The organism is Streptomyces sp. NPDC005393 (genome assembly GCF_040606675.1).
GTDB lineage: Bacteria > Actinomycetota > Actinomycetes > Streptomycetales > Streptomycetaceae > Streptomyces.
In genome coordinates this window covers 87,160-104,487 of sequence record NZ_JBEXFG010000015.1, presented here as the reverse complement: position 1 = coordinate 104,487, position 17,328 = coordinate 87,160, and the positions used below count along the sequence as shown (strand labels likewise).

The 17,328-nt window shown below is 72.9% G+C and carries 15 protein-coding genes; 13 read left to right on the top strand and 2 right to left on the bottom strand.

Annotation, left to right across the window (positions count from 1 at the left end; translation table 11 throughout):
• Window positions 1-13 precede the first annotated feature (13 nt).
• The 12 genes from ABZS71_RS15735 to der all read left to right on the top strand — a co-directional run bounded on the left by ABZS71_RS15735 (window position 14) and on the right by der (window position 13,917).
• Complete coding sequence (locus ABZS71_RS15735; RefSeq protein WP_356210475.1) at window positions 14-2,065, top strand: tetratricopeptide repeat protein; 2,052 nt, start codon at window positions 14-16, stop codon at window positions 2,063-2,065.
• Between the two features lie 185 nt (window positions 2,066-2,250).
• On the top strand, window positions 2,251-3,366 hold the full coding sequence (gene ald, locus ABZS71_RS15730; protein WP_355859431.1) for an alanine dehydrogenase: 1,116 nt from the start codon (window positions 2,251-2,253) through the stop codon (window positions 3,364-3,366).
• 376 nt (window positions 3,367-3,742) lie between these two features.
• Window positions 3,743-4,909 carry a ParA family protein gene (locus tag ABZS71_RS15725; RefSeq protein WP_355860644.1) on the top strand — a complete coding sequence of 389 codons (1,167 nt, stop codon included), beginning with the start codon at window positions 3,743-3,745 and terminating at the stop codon, window positions 4,907-4,909.
• A complete protein-coding gene (locus ABZS71_RS15720) occupies window positions 4,894-5,481 on the top strand; it encodes a hypothetical protein (RefSeq protein WP_356210422.1) in 588 nt (195 codons plus the stop codon). The genes ABZS71_RS15725 and ABZS71_RS15720 overlap by 16 nt, the downstream gene beginning before the upstream one ends.
• 590 nt (window positions 5,482-6,071) lie before the next feature.
• Window positions 6,072-7,442 carry a segregation/condensation protein A gene (locus ABZS71_RS15715; RefSeq protein WP_356210419.1) on the top strand — a complete coding sequence of 457 codons (1,371 nt, stop codon included), beginning with the start codon at window positions 6,072-6,074 and terminating at the stop codon, window positions 7,440-7,442.
• Window positions 7,439-8,119, top strand: coding sequence for an SMC-Scp complex subunit ScpB (gene scpB, locus ABZS71_RS15710; RefSeq protein ID WP_355859831.1), 681 nt, complete (start codon window positions 7,439-7,441; stop codon window positions 8,117-8,119). The genes ABZS71_RS15715 and scpB overlap by 4 nt, the downstream gene beginning before the upstream one ends.
• Entirely contained in the window at window positions 8,119-9,195 is a 1,077-nt protein-coding gene (locus ABZS71_RS15705) for a pseudouridine synthase (RefSeq protein ID WP_356210417.1), read from the top strand. Before scpB ends, ABZS71_RS15705 begins: the two co-directional genes overlap by 1 nt.
• Before the next feature lie 152 nt (window positions 9,196-9,347).
• Complete coding sequence (aroH, locus tag ABZS71_RS15700) at window positions 9,348-9,710, top strand: chorismate mutase (protein ID WP_356210415.1); 363 nt, start codon at window positions 9,348-9,350, stop codon at window positions 9,708-9,710.
• On the top strand, window positions 9,707-10,792 hold the full coding sequence (locus tag ABZS71_RS15695) for a prephenate dehydrogenase (protein WP_356210411.1): 1,086 nt from the start codon (window positions 9,707-9,709) through the stop codon (window positions 10,790-10,792). Before aroH ends, ABZS71_RS15695 begins: the two co-directional genes overlap by 4 nt.
• Window positions 10,793-11,005: 213 nt before the next feature.
• Entirely contained in the window at window positions 11,006-11,722 is a 717-nt protein-coding gene (cmk, locus tag ABZS71_RS15690) for a (d)CMP kinase (RefSeq protein ID WP_355859839.1), read from the top strand.
• Complete coding sequence (locus ABZS71_RS15685) at window positions 11,719-12,399, top strand: lysophospholipid acyltransferase family protein (protein ID WP_355859841.1); 681 nt, start codon at window positions 11,719-11,721, stop codon at window positions 12,397-12,399. Before cmk ends, ABZS71_RS15685 begins: the two co-directional genes overlap by 4 nt.
• 54 nt (window positions 12,400-12,453) lie before the next feature.
• Window positions 12,454-13,917: a ribosome biogenesis GTPase Der gene (gene der, locus ABZS71_RS15680; RefSeq protein WP_355859843.1), complete on the top strand. Its 1,464-nt coding sequence runs from the start codon at window positions 12,454-12,456 to the stop codon at window positions 13,915-13,917.
• Between the two features lie 443 nt (window positions 13,918-14,360).
• Here the strand turns inward: der and ABZS71_RS15675 are convergent, their stop codons facing one another.
• On the bottom strand, window positions 14,361-14,660 hold the full coding sequence (locus ABZS71_RS15675; RefSeq protein ID WP_355859845.1) for a hypothetical protein: 300 nt from the start codon (window positions 14,658-14,660) through the stop codon (window positions 14,361-14,363).
• Window positions 14,661-14,827: 167 nt separating this feature from the next.
• A complete protein-coding gene (locus ABZS71_RS15670) occupies window positions 14,828-15,706 on the bottom strand; it encodes a hypothetical protein (RefSeq protein ID WP_356210409.1) in 879 nt (292 codons plus the stop codon).
• A gap of 270 nt (window positions 15,707-15,976) precedes the next feature.
• Here ABZS71_RS15670 and ABZS71_RS15665 point away from each other — a divergent pair, with 270 nt between their 5' ends.
• Complete coding sequence (locus ABZS71_RS15665) at window positions 15,977-17,212, top strand: glycosyltransferase family 4 protein (protein WP_356210407.1); 1,236 nt, start codon at window positions 15,977-15,979, stop codon at window positions 17,210-17,212.
• The last annotated feature ends 116 nt before the right edge of the window (window positions 17,213-17,328 follow it).

Here is a 17,328-nt window from a genome sequence, read left to right as displayed (position 1 = left end):
CCAGGACGGCGGGGTGTGGAGCGGGGCCACCCGGGCGGTGCTGTTCGCGGCGGCGGCCGCCGTGGGGCAGGGGTTCGCGGGGCGGCGGCGGGAGCTGCTGTCGCTGCGGGCCGATATCGACCGCGCCGGGCTGGACACGCTCGCCGGCCGCAAGGCCGCCCGCAGCCGGGTGCTGCTGATCGCCGGCCGCCCCGGCTGGGGCCGTACCGCGCTGGCCGAGGAGCTGGCCCGGCGGCTGGCGGACGACTACCCCGACGGCGTGCTGAGCGCGCGGCTGATGACCTCCGCCGGCGACCCCGTCCCCACCGAGCGCACCGCCCGCGACCTGCTCGGCCGGCTCGGGGTGACCGCCCCACCCGGGGCGGACGAGGACGAGCTGAGCGACACGCTGCGTGACACCCTCGACGGCAAGCGTGTGCTGCTGCTGCTCGACGACGTGGCCGGGGCCGAGCAGGTGGACGCGCTGCTCCCCGACGAGCCCGGCTGCCTGGTCGTCGCGGTCTCCCGCGGCCCGCTGACCGGGGTGCCGGACGTACGGCCGTGCACGGTCGGGGGGCTCGATGTGAGCGCGGCGGTGGGGCTGCTGGCGCAGTACGCCGGTCCCACCCGGATCACCTGCGACCCGGTGGCCGCGCAGTCCCTGGTCGAGGAGTGCGCGGGCCAGCCCGCCGCGCTCGTCCTGGTCGGCGGCTGGCTCGCCGCGCGCCCCCAGGCGTCCGTCGCCGATGTGGTGGCGCGGCTGCGCGAACTGCCCCCGTCCGCCGGTGAGGGGGACCAGGGCGCTCGGCCGCTGGCCCGCGCGTTCCGGCTGGCGTACGCAGCGCTGCCCCCGCCCGCCGCCCGGATGCTGCGGCTGCTGTCGCTCGCGCCAGCCGGATCGGCCGACGCGCACACCGCCTCCGCACTGGCCGGCTGCTCGGTCGAGGACGGCGAGGCGGCGCTGGAGGGCTTCGCCGGGTACGGGATGCTGCGCCCGCGCGAGGCGGGCCATTACCAGGTGCCCGGCTGTCTCGACCCGCTGCTGCGCGAGCTGCTGCGGACCGTGGAGCGCCCGGCGGAGGCGGAGCTGGCGCGGGCGCGGATGCTGGAGCGCACCGTACGGCGGCTGCACGCATGCCGGCTGGTGACCGAGCCGGCCGGGTCGCCGGCCCGGAAAAAGCTGGCCGAGATGCCGAAGTGGCTGCGGTTTCCGTCGTCGTCGGCCGCCGCCGACTGGCTGGAGGCGCGGCTTCCGGTGCTGCTGGAGGCCGCCCGGCTGGCCGTCGAGACCGGTGAACTCGACACCCTGGCCCGGCGTCTGGTGGCCGCACTGACCCACGCGCTCACCGCCCACCGGGGCCCCGAGGGCGCGGCTCCCGAGCTGTACGGGCTGCATCAGCTGGTGCTGGATGTGGCCCGGCGCCGCGATCTGCCGGTGGAGCGGGCGGCGGCGCTGCTGAACCTGGGCGATCTGGACGGCCGCGCGGGCCGGGTGGACCAGGCGCTGGACCGCTACAAGGGCGCGCTGGAGGCGGCGCGCGCGGCGGGCGATCCGTATACGACCGGGCGCGCGCTGGAGTCCATCGGCGCCACCTATCAGGAGCTCGAGGACTGGCACCGGGCGGCCGACTGGTACGGGCGGGCCCTGGAGCCGCCGCTGAGCCGCCGCGATCTGCCCGCGGGCGCCCGGCTGTACGCGCGGCTCGCCACCGTCCACGGATACGCCGGGCAGTGGGGCGAGGCGCTGCGCGACTGGCGCGCCGCCGCGGCCGCCTGCCGCCGCGCGGACGACCTGCCGGGATACGCACGGGCGCTGGGCGGCACGGCCCGCGCCCAGGAGCAGACAGGGCGGACGGGGGAGGCCTTGCGCACCTGGGCGGAGGCGGCTGCGGCCGCCCGGGGATGCGGGGACGCACGGCTGCACGCCGAGCTGTCGCTGCACGCCGCGGACGCGATGGACCGGCTCGGCGGCGACCCGGCGGTGGCGCGCTCGCTGCGGCGCGCGGCGGAGCGGATCGGGGCCGAGGACACGGGTACGTCACCCCGGGGCAATGAAGGGAGCCGGGCTCACCTACGAAATCAGTAGTGGTCTCGTGAAAGATTGATGCATTGCAAGGCTAGACAGTGCGACGTCCTTCATTAGACTGGCTGTACCGTGATTGTTGCGGTCGTCTCCGGCATGCGGACGTTCTTCGTTTTGCCTGCTTATGGTCGGGAGTGTCCCGACTGGGACGCTCTATTCCTTTCCCCCATTCAAGGACCGTGATCGACGTGAAGGTCGGTATCCCCCGCGAGGTCAAGAACAACGAGTTCCGCGTGGCCATCACCCCCGCCGGCGTGCATGAGTTGGTCCGCAACGGCCACGAGGTCTTCGTGGAGCGGAGCGCGGGCCTCGGCTCCTCCATCCCGGACGCGGAGTACACCGCCGCCGGTGCGCGCATCCTCGATGCCGCCGACGAGGTCTGGGCCGCCGCCGACCTGGTGCTGAAGGTCAAGGAGCCCATCGCGGAGGAGTACCACCGCCTGCGCAAGGGCCAGACGCTCTTCACCTACCTCCACCTCGCCGCCTCCCGGCCGTGCACGGACGCGCTGCTGGAGTCCGGCACCACCGCCATCGCCTACGAGACCGTCGAGACCGCGAGCCGTGCGCTGCCGCTGCTCGCGCCCATGTCCGAGGTCGCGGGCCGGATCGCCCCGCAGGTCGGCGCGTACCACCTGATGCGCTCGGCCGGCGGCCGGGGCGTGCTGCCCGCCGGGGTGCCCGGTGTGGCCGCCGCCCGCGCGGTCGTCATCGGCGGCGGCGTCTCCGGCTGGAACGCCGCGCAGATCGCCACCGGCATGGGCTTCCATGTCACCCTGCTCGACCGGGACATCAACAAGCTCCGCGAGGCCGACAGGATCTTCGGCAACCGCGTGCAGACCATCGCCTCCAACGCCTTCGAGCTGGAGAAGGCCGTCCTCGACGCCGACCTCGTGATCGGCGCGGTGCTCATCCCCGGTGCCAAGGCGCCGAAGCTGGTCACCAACGAGTTGGTGTCCCGGATGAAGCCGGGAAGTGTCCTTGTCGACATCGCGATCGACCAGGGCGGCTGCTTCGAGGACTCCCGTCCCACCACCCACGCCGAGCCGACCTTCACGGTGCACAACTCGGTCTTCTACTGCGTCGCCAACATGCCGGGCGCGGTGCCGAACACCTCCACCCACGCGCTCACCAACGCCACGCTGCCGTACATCGTGGAGCTGGCCAACCGCGGCTGGCGGGAGGCGCTGCGCCGGGACGCCGCGCTGGCCAAGGGGCTCAACACTCATGAGGGCCAGGTCGTCTACGGCCCGGTCGCCGAGGCGCACGACATGCCCGCCGTCGAACTGAGCTCGCTGATCGGCTGAGTCCGGCCGGGCAGTCAACACGGGCGGTCAACCAGGACCGTCAACACCAGGTCAACACCGGGCATCCGGCCGGGCCTTGCCGAAGGGCGGGACCCGGCCGCGGGTGTGTCCGCTGTGCCCCGGATCGGGGGCCGCTCACCGCCGAGCCAACTCCCCCTAAAGGTAACTATTCAGACGCTTTATGGGGTGGTGAAAGCTCCGTGGCGCCGTTCACACGCCCTTGACACAGGGGCGTTCGATTGCCGACACATCGTGCCGTGTCCGGTGGATTGTGTTGCTGCGGACCGCCGACACGCCATAGAGTCGCCAACCGTCGGCATGGTGTCACGCTGACCTATCGAGAAATTTCCTGGTCACCAAGGAGGTAGGACGACTTGTGAATGAGTCGACATTTTCTCCCGGGGGTGGTCAACCAGGAACGGCTGCGCGGGGCCAGGGTCCCTCGGGGCTCGAGGCTGTCGGCTCCGTCGCTGTCCGCACCTTCGCAACCCGCCAGAGCATGACGACAGCCCACCAGAGCCACAGCATGGACGGCCATCACGTGAACGCCATGGCCGGCGACCGGGGGGGCAACGATCCCGCCCGCCTCGCCGACTACGACGACCTCCCCGACGGGCACTTCTACGACCCGGACGCGGAGTACGAGCCCGACCCCGAATACGCGGCCACCCTCGCGCCCGACGCGGCCCGCCAGCGGCGCGAGCGCATCGGCCCGACCGGGCGGCCGCTGCCGTACTTCCCGATCCCGGGACCGCTGACCGACCACGGCCCCGCGAAGATCATCGCGATGTGCAACCAAAAGGGCGGCGTCGGCAAGACCACCTCCACCATCAACCTGGGCGCGGCCCTCGCCGAGTACGGCCGCCGGGTCCTGCTGGTCGACTTCGACCCGCAGGGCGCCCTCTCGGTCGGCCTCGGGGTCAACCCGATGGAGCTCGACCTCACGGTCTACAACCTGCTCATGGAGCGGGGCATGTCGGCCGACGAGGTGCTGCTGAAGACGGCCGTGCCCAATATGGACCTGCTTCCCAGCAATATCGACTTGTCGGCCGCCGAGGTTCAGCTGGTCAGCGAGGTCGCGCGGGAGTCGACCCTACAGCGGGCGCTCAAGCCGCTGATGGCCGACTACGACTACGTCGTCATCGACTGCCAGCCCTCGCTCGGCCTGCTCACCGTCAACGCGCTCACCGCGGCGCACAAGGTGATCGTGCCGCTCGAGTGCGAGTTCTTCGCGCTGCGCGGTGTGGCGTTGCTCACGGAGACGATCGAGAAGGTCCAGGAGCGGCTCAACCCCGACCTGGAGCTCGACGGCATCCTCGCCACGATGTACGACTCACGCACCGTGCACAGCCGTGAGGTCCTCGCCCGCGTGGTCGAGGCGTTCGACGAGCACGTCTACCACACGGTCATCGGCCGTACGGTCCGCTTCCCCGAGACCACGGTCGCGGGCGAGCCGATCACCACGTACGCGTCCAACTCCGTCGGTGCCGCCGCCTACCGCCAGCTCGCCAGGGAGGTGCTCGCCCGGTGTCACGCCGAGTGAGTCTGCCGGGCGCCGACGAACTGTTCCGCACCACGGGAGGGATGGGACTCCAGTCCTCCTCTCCCGCGTCCGGTCGCCGCCAGGCGAACGGCGAGGCGCCCCGGGTGCCCGCCCCGGCCGGCGAGCCGGATCCGGCCGCCGATGCGCACGACGGGCAGGAGCAGCGCGCGGACGCGGAGCAGTCCGGCGCCGCCGAACACCCGGGACGGGAGGCGGCCGCCCATCAGGACGCGGCCGGCGAGCGGCACCCCGCGGCGGCGGGGGAGCGGTCCAAGGGCCGCCAGCCCCAGAGCGGTTCGGTCGCGGCCGAGCAGTCCGGTGCGGCCCGCCGCCGCGCCCGCGCGGCGAACCGCCGGCCCAGCGGCCGTGAGCGCCACGACGAGAAGATCACGGTCTATGTCTCGGCCGAGGAGCTGATGGACCTCGAGCACGCGCGTCTGGTGCTGCGCGGCGAACACGGCCTCGCGGTCGACCGCGGCCGGATCGTCCGCGAGGCGGTCGCGGTCGTCCTCGCCGACCTCGAGTCGCGCGGCGACGCGAGCATCCTGGTGCGCCGCCTGCGCGGCCGCTGACCGGGCCGGGCGATAGCCTGCCCGGTCAGACGGGCTGCCCCGCCCGGCCCTGAGCACCCTGGACCGCGATGCCGACGAACGACGCCCCACCGCCCCGCCCGCCCCGCCGCACCCTGGGGCGCGGCCCCGGCGCGGGTCCGGTCGCCGCGGGGGAGGGTCGGCCGGAGGCCGAGGCCGGGACGGCCCCGGAGCCTCAGCCGGCACCCGCGCCCGAGCCGGAGCTGGTGCCCCAGCCCGCACCGGAGCCGGTGTCCGTACCCGCACCCGCACCCGTACCCGCAGGGGAGTCGGCGGCCCAGCCCGCGCCTCAGCCGGTGCCCCAGCCCGCGACAGAGCCGGCACCCGAGCCGGAGCCGGCACCCGCGCCCGAGCCGGTGCCGGTGCCCCAGGCCGCACCGGAGCCGGTGTCCGTACCCGCACCCGCACCCGCATCCGCAGGGGAGTCGGCGGCCCAGCCCGCGCCCGAGCCCGCGCCTCAGCCGGTGCCGCAGCCCGCGACCGAGCCGGCACCTGAGCCGGAGCTGGCACCTGAGCCGGCGCCGGCACCCGCGCCCGAGCCGGAGTCGGTGCCCCAGGCCGCACCGGAGCCGGTGCCCGCACCTGCACCCGTACTCGCAGGGGAGTCGGCGGCCCAGCCCGCGACCGAGCCGGCGCCTCAGCCGGTGCCGCAGCCCGCGACCGAGCCGGCACCTGAGCCGGAGCTGACACCGGCGCCGGCGCCGGCACCCGTACTCGCAGGGGAGTCGGCGGCCCAGCCCGCGCCCGCGCCTCAGCCGGTGCCGCAGCCCGCGACCGAGCCGGCACCTGAGCCGGAGCTGGCACCTGAGCCGGCGCCGGCACCCGCGCCCGAGCCGGAGTCGGTGCCCCAGGCCGCACCGGAGCCGGTGCCCGCACCTGCACCCGTACTCGCAGGGGAGTCGGCGGCCCAGCCCGCGCCCGCGCCTCAGCCGGTGCCGCAGCCCGCGCCCGAGCCCGACCCCGCGCATGCGCGGGCCGAGGAGGCGCCAGAAGGGCCCGTACGGCCCGCGCCGCCCGAGGAGCCACCGGAGGCCGGGGCCGGGGCCGAGGAGGCCGTCAGCGGGGCGCTGGAGGCCGCGGCGGACGGCGAGGCCCAGGGTGAGGGCGCGGCGGACGGCGGCGGCAACCGGTTCACCGTGCGGCTGGACAACTTCGAGGGGCCCTTCGATCTGCTCCTGCAGCTGATCTCCAAGCACAAGCTGGACGTCACCGAGGTCGCCCTGTCCAAGGTCACCGACGAGTTCATGACGTACATCCGGGCCATGGGACCGGACTGGGACCTCGACCAGACCACCGAGTTCCTTGTCGTCGCCGCGACCCTGCTCGATCTCAAGGCAGCCCGGCTGCTGCCCGCCGCCGAGGTCGAGGACGAGGCCGATCTCGCGCTGCTGGAGGCCCGCGACCTGCTCTTCGCCCGCCTCCTCCAGTACCGCGCGTACAAGCGGATCGCGGACATCTTCAACGACCGGCTGATCGCCGAGGCCGCCCGCCACCCCCGTACGGTGGGCCTGGAACCGCACCACGCCGACCTGCTGCCCGACGTCGTGATCAGCATCGGCGCCGAGGGGTTCGCCAAACTGGCAGTGAAGGCGATGCAGCCCAAGCCCAAGCCGCAGGTGTACGTCGACCACATCCACGCCCCCCTGGTCAGCGTCCGTGAGCAGGCCGAGGTGGTTGTCGCGCGGCTGCGGGAGCTGGGGGAGGCCAGCTTCCGCACGCTCACCGAGGACGCCCCCGACCTCCTTACGGTCGTCGCGCGCTTCCTGGCGCTGCTGGAGCTCTACCGGGAGCGCGCGGTCCTGCTCGACCAGCCGGAGGCGCTCGGCTCGCTCATGGTGCGCTGGACGGGCGAGGAGGGGCGGCAGCCGCTGGTCACCGACGAGTTCGACCAGGAGGCCGCGCCGCCACCCGAGCAGAAGGAGAAGGAGGAGGTACGGAGTTGAGCGAGCAGCGGACATCCGCCGGGGCTTTCGAGGTCGCCGAGCTGGAGCTCAAACCCGCCCTGGAAGCCGTCCTCATGGTCGTCGACGAGCCCGCCACCGAGGAGCATCTCGCCAAGGTCCTGGACCGGCCGCGCCGCGCCGTCGCGGACGCGCTGCGCGAGCTGGCCGACGAGTACGCGACCCAGGGCCGCGGCTTCGAGCTGCGGCTGATCGCGGGCGGCTGGCGCTACTACACCCGCCCCGCGTACGCCGCCGCCGTCGAGGGATTCGTCCTGGACGGCCAGCAGGCCCGGCTCACCCAGGCCGCTTTGGAAACCCTGGCGGTGGTCGCGTACCGTCAGCCGGTCAGCCGTTCCCGAGTCTCGGCCGTCCGCGGTGTCAACTGTGACGGCGTGATGCGGACCCTCCTCCAGCGCGGGCTGATCGAGGAGGCGGGCACGGAACCCGAAACAGGTGCGATCCTGTACAGGACGACGAACTACTTTCTGGAGCGGATGGGCCTGCGGGGTCTGGACGAGCTTCCGGAGCTCGCGCCGTTCCTCCCCGAGGCGGAGGCGGTCGAGGGCGAGTCCCAGGAAGGCGTGCCGTCGTTCGATCGAGCCGTCATCGACACCGATGACGCGTACGACGACGTAGAACACCGAGCCGACAGCGGCCACTCTCAGACGGAAACTTGATGCGAAGCAGCGGCAGGAACAGCAGGGGCAGCAGCAGCGGTAGGCAGAACCCCCGAGGCGCGGGCAGCGGGCGCGACGACAAGCAGAAGCGCACGGGCCGCCCCCGCCCCGAGGAGCGCCGCTACGACGTGGGCGGCGGCCCGAAGAGCGACGGCCCGAAGAGCGGCCCCAAGGGCGGCCCCAAGGGTGGTCCCAAGGCCGGCGCCCCCAAGGCCGGCGCCCCCAAGGCCGGCGGCCGCGGCCGTAAGCCGAGCCCCCCGGCCCGTCCGCGCGAGTACGAGGCGCAGATAGAGGAGCGGAACCGGGCCCGTCACAACAAGCCCCAGATCAAGCTGCCGAAGACCTTCGGCGAGCAGGAGGGCGAGCGGCTCCAGAAGGTGCTGGCCCGCGCCGGTATGGGTTCGCGCCGCGCCTGTGAGGACCTCATCGACCAGGCCCGGGTCGAGGTCAACGGCAAGATCGTCACCGAGCAGGGGCTGCGCGTCGACCCCGAGAAGGACGAGATCAAGGTCGACGGGCTGACCGTCGCCACCCAGTCGTACCTCTTCTTCGCGCTGAACAAGCCCGCCGGTGTCGTCTCCACCATGGAAGACCCCGACGGCCGCCAGTGCCTGGGCGACTACGTCACCAACCGCGAGACCCGGCTCTTCCACGTCGGCCGCCTCGACACCGAGACCGAGGGCATCATCCTGCTCACCAACCACGGTGAGCTGGCCCACCGCCTCACCCACCCCCGCTACGGCGTCAAGAAGACCTATCTCGCCGCGATCCAGGGCCCGCTCCCGCGCGACCTCGGCAAGCAGCTCAAGAACGGCATCGAGCTGGAGGACGGCTACGCCCGCGCCGACCACTTCAGGGTCGTCCAGAACACCGGCAAGAACTATCTGGTCGAGGTGACCCTGCACGAGGGCCGCAAGCACATCGTGCGGCGCATGCTCGCCGAGGCCGGCTTCCCGGTCGACAAGCTGGTGCGTACGTCCTTCGGTCCGATCCCGCTCGGCGACCAGAAGTCCGGCTGGCTGCGCCGGTTGACCAACACCGAGGTCGGCATGCTCATGCGCGAGGTCGAGCTCTGACGGCTCGGCGCCGCCGCCCCGTTCCGCCCCGTCTCGCCCTGCGGTCGCCGCGCGAGCGCGCCCGGCCCGCTCGTTAGGCTGATCGTGAGCGCGGCGGGGAACGGTGCCGCGGCGACAGCGACACAGGCGAGTATGCGCAGGGGAGCACAGACGTGGCGGTACGAGCGGTCCGCGGGGCAGTCCAGCTGGAGCGGGACGAACCGCAGCATATGCATGAGCAGGTCGCCGAGCTGCTGACCGCCATCCTGGAGCGCAACGGCCTCGAACCGGACGATCTCATCAGCGTCTGGTTTACGGCCACCCCCGATCTGCACAGCGACTTCCCCGCGGTCGCCGCGCGCAAGCTCGGCATCACCGACGTACCGCTGATCTGCGCACAGGAGCTGGACATCGACGGGGCCATGCCACGGGTCGTGCGCATCCTGGCGCATGTCGAGACCGGCCTGCCCAAGTCCGATGTGGCCCATGTCTACCTGGGGGCCGCCGCATCCCTCCGCAAGGACATCGCCCAATGAGAACCGCGCTCGTCATCGGCACCGGCCTGATCGGCACCTCCGCCGCCCTGGCCCTGGCCGGCCGCGGGGTCCATGTCCATCTCGCCGACCACGATGTGGACCAGGCCCGGACCGCCGAGGCCCTCGGCGCCGGTACCCAGGAGGAGCCCGACGGGCCCGTGGACCTGGCGATCGTCGCCGTACCGCCGGCGTACGTGGCCCGGACGGTGGCCGATGTGATGCGCCGCGGCGTCGCGCGCGGCTGTCTGGACGTCGCGAGCGTCAAGGGCGGCCCGCGCCGTGAGCTGGAGGCGCTCGGCTGCGATCTGACCCGCTACATCGGTACGCATCCGATGGCGGGCCGCGAGCGCTCCGGGCCGCTGGCCGCCACCGCCGACCTCTTCGAGGGCCGGCCGTGGGTGCTCACACCCACGGCCGGCACCGACACCGAGGTGCTCAACCTCGCACTCGAGCTCGTCGCGCTGTGCCGCGCCGTACCGGTGGTGATGGACGACGACGCCCACGACCGCGCCGTGGCCCTCGTCTCGCACACCCCGCATCTGCTGTCCAGCATGGTCGCGGCGCGGCTGCAGGGCGCCGACGAGACGGCGGTACGGCTGTGCGGGCAGGGCATCCGCGATGTCACCCGCATCGCGGCCTCCGACCCCGCGATGTGGATCGACATCCTGTCCGCCAACCCCGGCCCGGTCGCCGATGTGCTCGCGGAGGTCGCCGCCGACCTCGCCGAGACGGTACGGGCGCTGCGCGGCCTCCAGTCCGCCGACGAGGCCAAGCGCAGCGGTGGCGCGTCCGGTATCGAGGACGTGCTGCGCCGCGGGAACGCCGGGCGCGAGCGGGTGCCGGGCAAGCACGGCGCCGCCTCGGCCGCCTACGAGACGGTGACGGTGCTCATCGGCGACCAGCCGGGCGAGCTGGCCCGGATCTTCGCCGACGCGGGCCGGGTGGGCGTCAACATCGAGGACGTACGGATCGAGCACGCCACCGGCCAGCAGGCGGGCCTGATCCAGCTGATGGTCGACCCCACCGCGGCCCCCGGCCTGACCAAGGCCCTGCGCGAGCGTGGCTGGTCCATCCGGCAGTGACCCGGACCGGCGGACGGAGTCCGACGCAGCCGTCCGAAGCCCGGAGGCGCCCCGGCGCCGAGCGGTGCGAGGGTGGCCAGGTGCGGGGAGGCTCGTGGCTGGTCCATCGGGCAGTGATCACGGTCCGGCGGCTGTCCGGGGTGGTCGTTTGAACCAGTAACCTTGTGCGGGGCTCCACAAGCTCCGTTCATTCCCGCCCCGTGCATACGAAAGGTGTCTGTCACCGTGGAAACCGCCGCCCGGACCGCCCCGGCAGCAGTGATTGTCGCGATCGACGGCCCCGCAGGCACGGGCAAGTCCAGTACCTCGAAGGCCGTCGCCGCCAAGCTCGGCCTCGGCTACCTGGACACCGGCGCCCAGTACCGGGCGATCACCTGGTGGATGGTGAACAACGGCATCGACGTCGAGGACGCCGTCGCCGTGGCCGACGCCGCCGCCAAGCCGGCCATCGTCTCCGGCACCGACCCGGCCGCCCCGACGATCTCTGTCGACGGCATCGATGTCTCCGGGCCGATCCGCACCCAGGAGGTCACCTCGCGGGTCAGCGCGGTCAGCGCGGTCCCCGAGGTGCGGGAGCGGATCACCGAGCTGCAGCGGACCATCGCCGCCGAGGCGCCGCGCGGCATCGTCGTCGAGGGCCGGGACATCGGCACCACCGTGCTCCCGGACGCCGACCTCAAGATCTTCCTGACCGCCTCCGCCGAGGTGCGGGCCGCCCGCCGCAGCGGGGAGCTCAAGGGCACGGACGCCGCCGACCTGGCCGCCACGCAGGCCGCGCTCGCCAAGCGGGACGCGCTCGACTCGGGCCGCAAGGCCTCGCCGCTCGCCAAGGCGGACGACGCGGTCGAGGTGGACACCACCGAACTCACCCTCGACCAGGTCATCGAGTGCGTGGTCACCTTGGTCGAGGAGAAGCGGACCGCCGGGTGAGCGCCGCCACGACCGACTCGCAGCCCACCCCGGCCGGTGCCGCGGTGGGGCGCCGGATCGGCATCGGCCTGATGTACGGGCTGTGGAAGCCGCGGGTGCTGGGCGCCTGGCGGATTCCGTCCACCGGGCCCGTCATCCTCGCGGGGAACCACTCCCACAACATCGACGGCCCGATGCTGATCGGCACCTCGCCGCGGCCGGTGCACTTCCTGGTCAAGAAGGAGGCGTTCATCGGTCCGCTGGACCCGTTCCTGCGCGGGATCGGGCAGCTGAAGGTGGACCGTACGAGCGCCGACCGGGCCGCGATCTCCAGTGCGCTGGGCGTGCTGGAGCGCGGCGGGGTGCTGGGGATCTTCCCGGAGGGCACCCGCGGCGAGGGCGACTTCGCGTCGCTGCGCGCCGGGCTCGCGTACTTCGCCGTACGGTCCGGTGCGCCGATCGTGCCGGTGGCCGTGCTCGGCACGGCCGAGCAGCGGCGCGCGAACGGACAGGCCAAGGCGGTGCCGCGGCTGCGCAGCCGGATCGATGTGGTCTTCGGGGACGCCTTCGAGGCGGGGGACGGCAGCGGCCGGCGGACACGGGCGGCCCTGGATGCGGCGACCGAGCGCATCCAGAAGCGGCTGGGCGCGCACCTGGGGACCGCCAGGCGGCTGACCGGCCGCCGAGACGAGACATGAGCGCCGCGAGCCCATAACGGGCCCGGGGCATTGAAGGACGACGAGGACATCTTCATGGACGACCAGATTCACAGCGGCGCCGACGAACACGGAGAGCTTGGCGACGCCGAGTACGCGGAGTTCATGGAGCTTGCCGCGCAAGAGGGCTTCGACCTGGAACAGGTCGAGGGGGACCTCGCCGCGGCGGGGCACGGACCGCTGCCGGTGCTGGCCGTCGTCGGCCGCCCGAATGTCGGCAAGTCGACCCTGGTGAACCGCATCCTCGGCCGCCGGGAGGCGGTCGTGGAGGACAAGCCCGGCGTCACCCGTGACCGGGTGAGCTACGAGGCCGAGTGGTCGGGCCGCCGCTTCAAGGTGGTCGACACCGGCGGCTGGGAACAGGACGTGCTCGGCATCGACGCGTCCGTGGCCGCGCAGGCCGAGTTCGCCATCGAGGCCGCCGACGCCGTGGTCTTCGTGGTGGACGCGACGGTGGGCGCCACCGACACCGACGAGGCCGTGGTCAAGCTGTTGCGCCGGGCCGGAAAGCCCGTCGTGCTGTGCGCCAACAAGGTCGACGGGCCCAGCGGTGAGGCGGACGCCGCGATGCTGTGGTCGCTCGGCCTCGGCGAGCCCTACCCGGTCTCGGCGCTGCACGGCCGCGGCACCGGCGACATGCTCGACGCCGTGCTGGAGGCGCTGCCCGAGGCCCCGGCCCAGACCTTCGGCGCGACGGTCGGCGGACCGCGCCGGATCGCGCTCATCGGCCGTCCCAACGTCGGCAAGTCCTCGCTGCTGAACAAGGTCGCGGGCGAGGAGCGGGTGGTCGTCAACGAGGTGGCGGGCACCACCCGTGACCCGGTCGACGAGCTGATCGAACTCGGCGGCGTCACCTGGAAGTTCGTGGACACCGCCGGTATCCGCCGCCGGGTCCACCTCCAGGAGGGTGCCGACTACTACGCCTCGCTGCGCACCGCCGCCGCCGTGGAGAAGGCCGAGGTCGCAGTCGTCCTGATCGACACGACCGAGTCCATCAGCGTCCAGGACCAGCGGATCATCTCGATGGCCGTGGAGGCCGGGCGCGCGCTCGTCGTCGCGTTCAACAAGTGGGACACCCTCGACGAGGAGCGCCGCTACTACCTGGAGCGCGAGATCGAGACGGAGCTCGCGCAGATCCAGTGGGCGCCGCGGGTCAATGTCTCGGCGCGCACCGGCCGCCATATGGAGAAGCTCGTCCCGGCGATCGAGACGGCGCTGGCCGGCTGGGAGACCCGGGTCCCGACCGGGCGGCTGAACTCCTTCCTCGGGGAGATCGTCGCCTCCCATCCGCATCCGGTCCGCGGTGGCAAGCAGCCCCGCATCCTCTTCGGGACGCAGGCCGGGACCCGGCCGCCGCGGTTCGTCCTCTTCGCGTCGGGCTTCCTGGAGGCGGGCTACCGCCGCTTCATCGAGCGGCGGCTGCGCGAGGAGTTCGGCTTCGCGGGGACGCCCCTGCAGATCTCGGTGCGGGTGCGCGAGAAGCGCGGCCGCAAGAAGTAGCGGCCCCCCTTATTCGGGGCTCGGTTCGCCTCCGGGGCGCTATGAGCCTCCCCCAGCCTTTCGGCCGGGGGCGCCCCCTGTCGACGGTCGATCGTGCTCGGCCCCTCGCGCGGCGGTAGCCGCATGTCGATCGCAGCCCTCGGGGCCTTCGCGCGTTCTCCCTTTCGACAGCGGCGCGCCCCTTCGGCTCGCCCCCAGCTACCGCTGGGAGGTGCCCCCAGCCGAGGGTTCAGCGCCCCTGGGACACCGTCTAGTAGTCGTGTCCCCGCCCGTCGCGCTGGCCCGGCGGCAGGGCGGGGAGGTAGGTGCGGTAGTACAGCCCGCCGGTGTCCCACCCCCCGCCGTAGCCGCTCGTACGGCCATTCGGCGCGCCCCTTCGGCTCGCCCCCAGCTACCGCTGGGAGGTGCCCCCAGCCGAGGGTTCAGCGCCCCTGGGACACCGTCTAGTAGTCGTGTCCCCGCCCGTCGCGCTGGCCCGGCGGCAGGGCGGGGAGGTAGGTGCGGTAGTACAGCCCGCCGGTGTCCCACCCCCCGCCGTAGCCGCTCGTACGGCCATGGCCGCCGCTGGTCAGCCCCCGGGGCTGGCCGATGGCGCTGAACGCGACGAACCCCATATCCTCCTCGTCCGAACGGTCGCCGGGCAGCGCCCGGAACAGCCGCCGGTACTCCGCGTACAGCGCGTCGTAGATCGGCGTGGCGGAGTGCCGCCAATGATCGGGAGATGCCTCCGGCGCGGGGCGCATGGCCGGAATGTAGCCGTATGAGGGGGAACGGTAGGGGAGGTCGTATGCGTGCACGTATGTGCCAACGACCCGGCCGCCCGTCGGATGCGGCATCGGTGGCGAATGGGCTGCTTGTGGGAGGTGCGTGAGGCCCGGGGGCGGCCCCGGGACGGTGGCGGCCATGGGCGTCAGGTGCCCGCGAGCGGCATCGAGGCGCCGACCAGCGCGCCGCGCGCCGCGGCCCGGTCCAGCGCCGCGCGCAGCTGGTCCTCGCGCGGCTGGGTGCCGATCGTGCCCGCTGCCGCCGCGTAGACCATGACCTGCTGGGAGCGGCCGACGGCGTTGCGCCAGCCCTCGCTCAGCGGCATCGGGCTGTGCGCCTGCCACCAGGCCACCGGGGCGCCGCCGTTCGCCGCCGGCATCAGCACCGCGTGCAGCTGCCCCATGGCCAGCAGCACCGACCAGCCGGGGAGCGGCGCGGGCGGCCGGCCGAGGTCGACGACCGACAGAAAGCCCTGCTCGGTGAGGAGCGGCAGGAAGTCGTCGCCGTGGCCGGCCATCCCGGGGCGGGTGATCGGCGCCGTCGGCTCGACGACCAGCGCCGGACGCGCCTCCGCACCGACCAGTACCACCCCGCTGGTGACGCCGAGCACGGCCTGCTGGGGCGCCGGGGCCGGGGCGTAGCCGGACGGGGCGGCGTGCTGCGGGGTGTGCGAGGCATGCGGGGCGGGAGGGGCGGGAGGGGCGGGAGGTGCGTGCGGCGGTGCCTCGGCGGCCGGGGCCGCCGCGTCCTCGCCCGTGATGGAGCGCACCGCGCCGCGCAGCTGCTCCTCGGAGACCGGGACGACCTGGGAGGGGACGCAGGTGGCGTGCGCGAAGGCGAGCACCGCCGTCTCCTGCCCCACGAAGAGCACGGTGCTGGTGCGCTCCTGGTCGGTGTTGCCAGGGGTGCGGCAGGACGTGCAGTCGTAGGCGCCCGGGGCGTTCTCCCCGGCGAGCAGCCGGTCGGCTTCTTCGTCGCCGATCTCGGCGCGTACGTCATCGCTGACGTCGAGCATGCGCGGCACGGGTGGCTCCTCGGTCTTGGTCCGTGTGCCGGGCGGTTCCCGGCTCATACGTACACAACGGGCCATGCACGGCGGGGGTCACGCGCCCCGGCCGCCCCGTGGTCTGATGCGTCAGTTCGCGGGTAAGTTCCCTGAGTTCGCTACCGATTTCACATCTGTTGGGGAACAAGACGGTGATGGCGCCCAACCTCGCAACCGCTTTCGCGGTCTCACTCCGTGGTAGGCGGACGAGACACCCGTCCGCGGGGAAGCAGTGGGATACGGGGACGGATGCACATCTCATTCCTGATTCACAACGCGTACGGGATCGGCGGGACGATCCGGACCACGTACAACCTCGCCCGCACCCTGGGAGAGCAGCACGACGTGGAGATCGTTTCGGTGTTCCGCCACCGTGACCGGCCGGTCTTCGACCCCGGCCCGAACGTGCGGATCAGCCATCTGGTGGACATTCGCAAGGGCAGCCCGTCCTACGACGGCGCGGACCCGGACTACGCCCGCCCGGCGAAGGTCTTCCCGGCCACCGAGGGCCGGTACAAGCAGTACAACGTGCTCACCGACCGCCGTATCGCGGACCATCTCCGCCGGCTGGATGCCGATATCGTTGTCGGCACCCGGCCCGGTCTCAATGTCCACATCGCCCGTGAGGCGCGCCGTGGTCCGGTGCGGGTCGGCCAGGAGCATCTGACGCTGAGCACCCACTCCAACGGGCTGAAGCGGGCACTGCGCGCCGTCTACCCGCGACTGGACGCGGTGACCACCGTGACCGAGGCCGACGCGGAGACCTACCGCCGCCGGATGCGGCTGCCGGGGGTGCGGGTCGAGTCGGTGCCCAACAGCGTGCCGGAGCCCGGTCTGGAGCCCGCCGACGGCACCGGCAAATGGGTCGTCGCGGCCGGCCGGCTCGCCCCGGTCAAACGGTACGACCTGCTGATAAGGGCCTTCGCCAAGGTCACCGCGGCCCGCCCGGACTGGCGGCTGCGGATCTACGGCGGCGGCGCCCAGCACGCCAAGCTGCGTGCGCTCATCGACAAGCTCGGCCTCTACAACCATGTCTATCTGATGGGCCCGGCCAATCCGCTCGACCCCGAGTGGGCCAAGGGCTCGATCGCCGCCGTCACCTCCAGCATGGAGTCGTTCGGCATGACCATCGTCGAGGCGATGCGCTGCGGCCTCCCCGTGGTTTCCACCGACTGCCCGCATGGACCGGCCGAGATCATCGACAATGGCGTGGACGGCCGGCTCGTCCCCACGGGCGACGCGGACGCCATAGCCGCCGCGCTGCTGGACCTCATCAACAACGACGAGCTGCGGCAGCAGATGGGACAGGCGGCGCTGAAGGACTCGGCCCGCTTCGATCCGTCGCGCGTGGCCGGGCGTTACGAGTCGCTCTTCTCCGATCTGGTCGCGCGCAGTGGGCTGCGAGGCACCCTGCACCGGGCCCGCGGCACCCTGCTCAGCGGCGCGTTCACCACACAGGACTCACTGCGGAAGGCGGTCGCGTGAGCGACGCGCGCGCGGCCGCCGGGCCGCGGATGACATCGATGGCCGCACCTCTGCGCCGCGCGGGCGGAGAAGCGAATGAAGTGAGCAGAGCATGAGCACGAGCGGGAGCGCGACAG

What these genes read in the sequence shown, in the direction of transcription:
- ABZS71_RS15705 (WP_356210417.1), top strand. Translation starts at nt 8,119, where the DNA reads ATGCGAAGCAGCGGCAGGAACAGCAGGGGCAGCAGCAGCGGTAGGCAG.
- ABZS71_RS15695 (WP_356210411.1), top strand. Translation starts at nt 9,707, where the DNA reads ATGAGAACCGCGCTCGTCATCGGCACCGGCCTGATCGGCACCTCCGCC.
- der (WP_355859843.1), top strand. Translation starts at nt 12,454, where the DNA reads ATGGACGACCAGATTCACAGCGGCGCCGACGAACACGGAGAGCTTGGC.
- ABZS71_RS15675 (WP_355859845.1), bottom strand. Translation starts at nt 14,660, where the DNA reads ATGCGCCCCGCGCCGGAGGCATCTCCCGATCATTGGCGGCACTCCGCC.
- ABZS71_RS15665 (WP_356210407.1), top strand. Translation starts at nt 15,977, where the DNA reads ATGCACATCTCATTCCTGATTCACAACGCGTACGGGATCGGCGGGACG.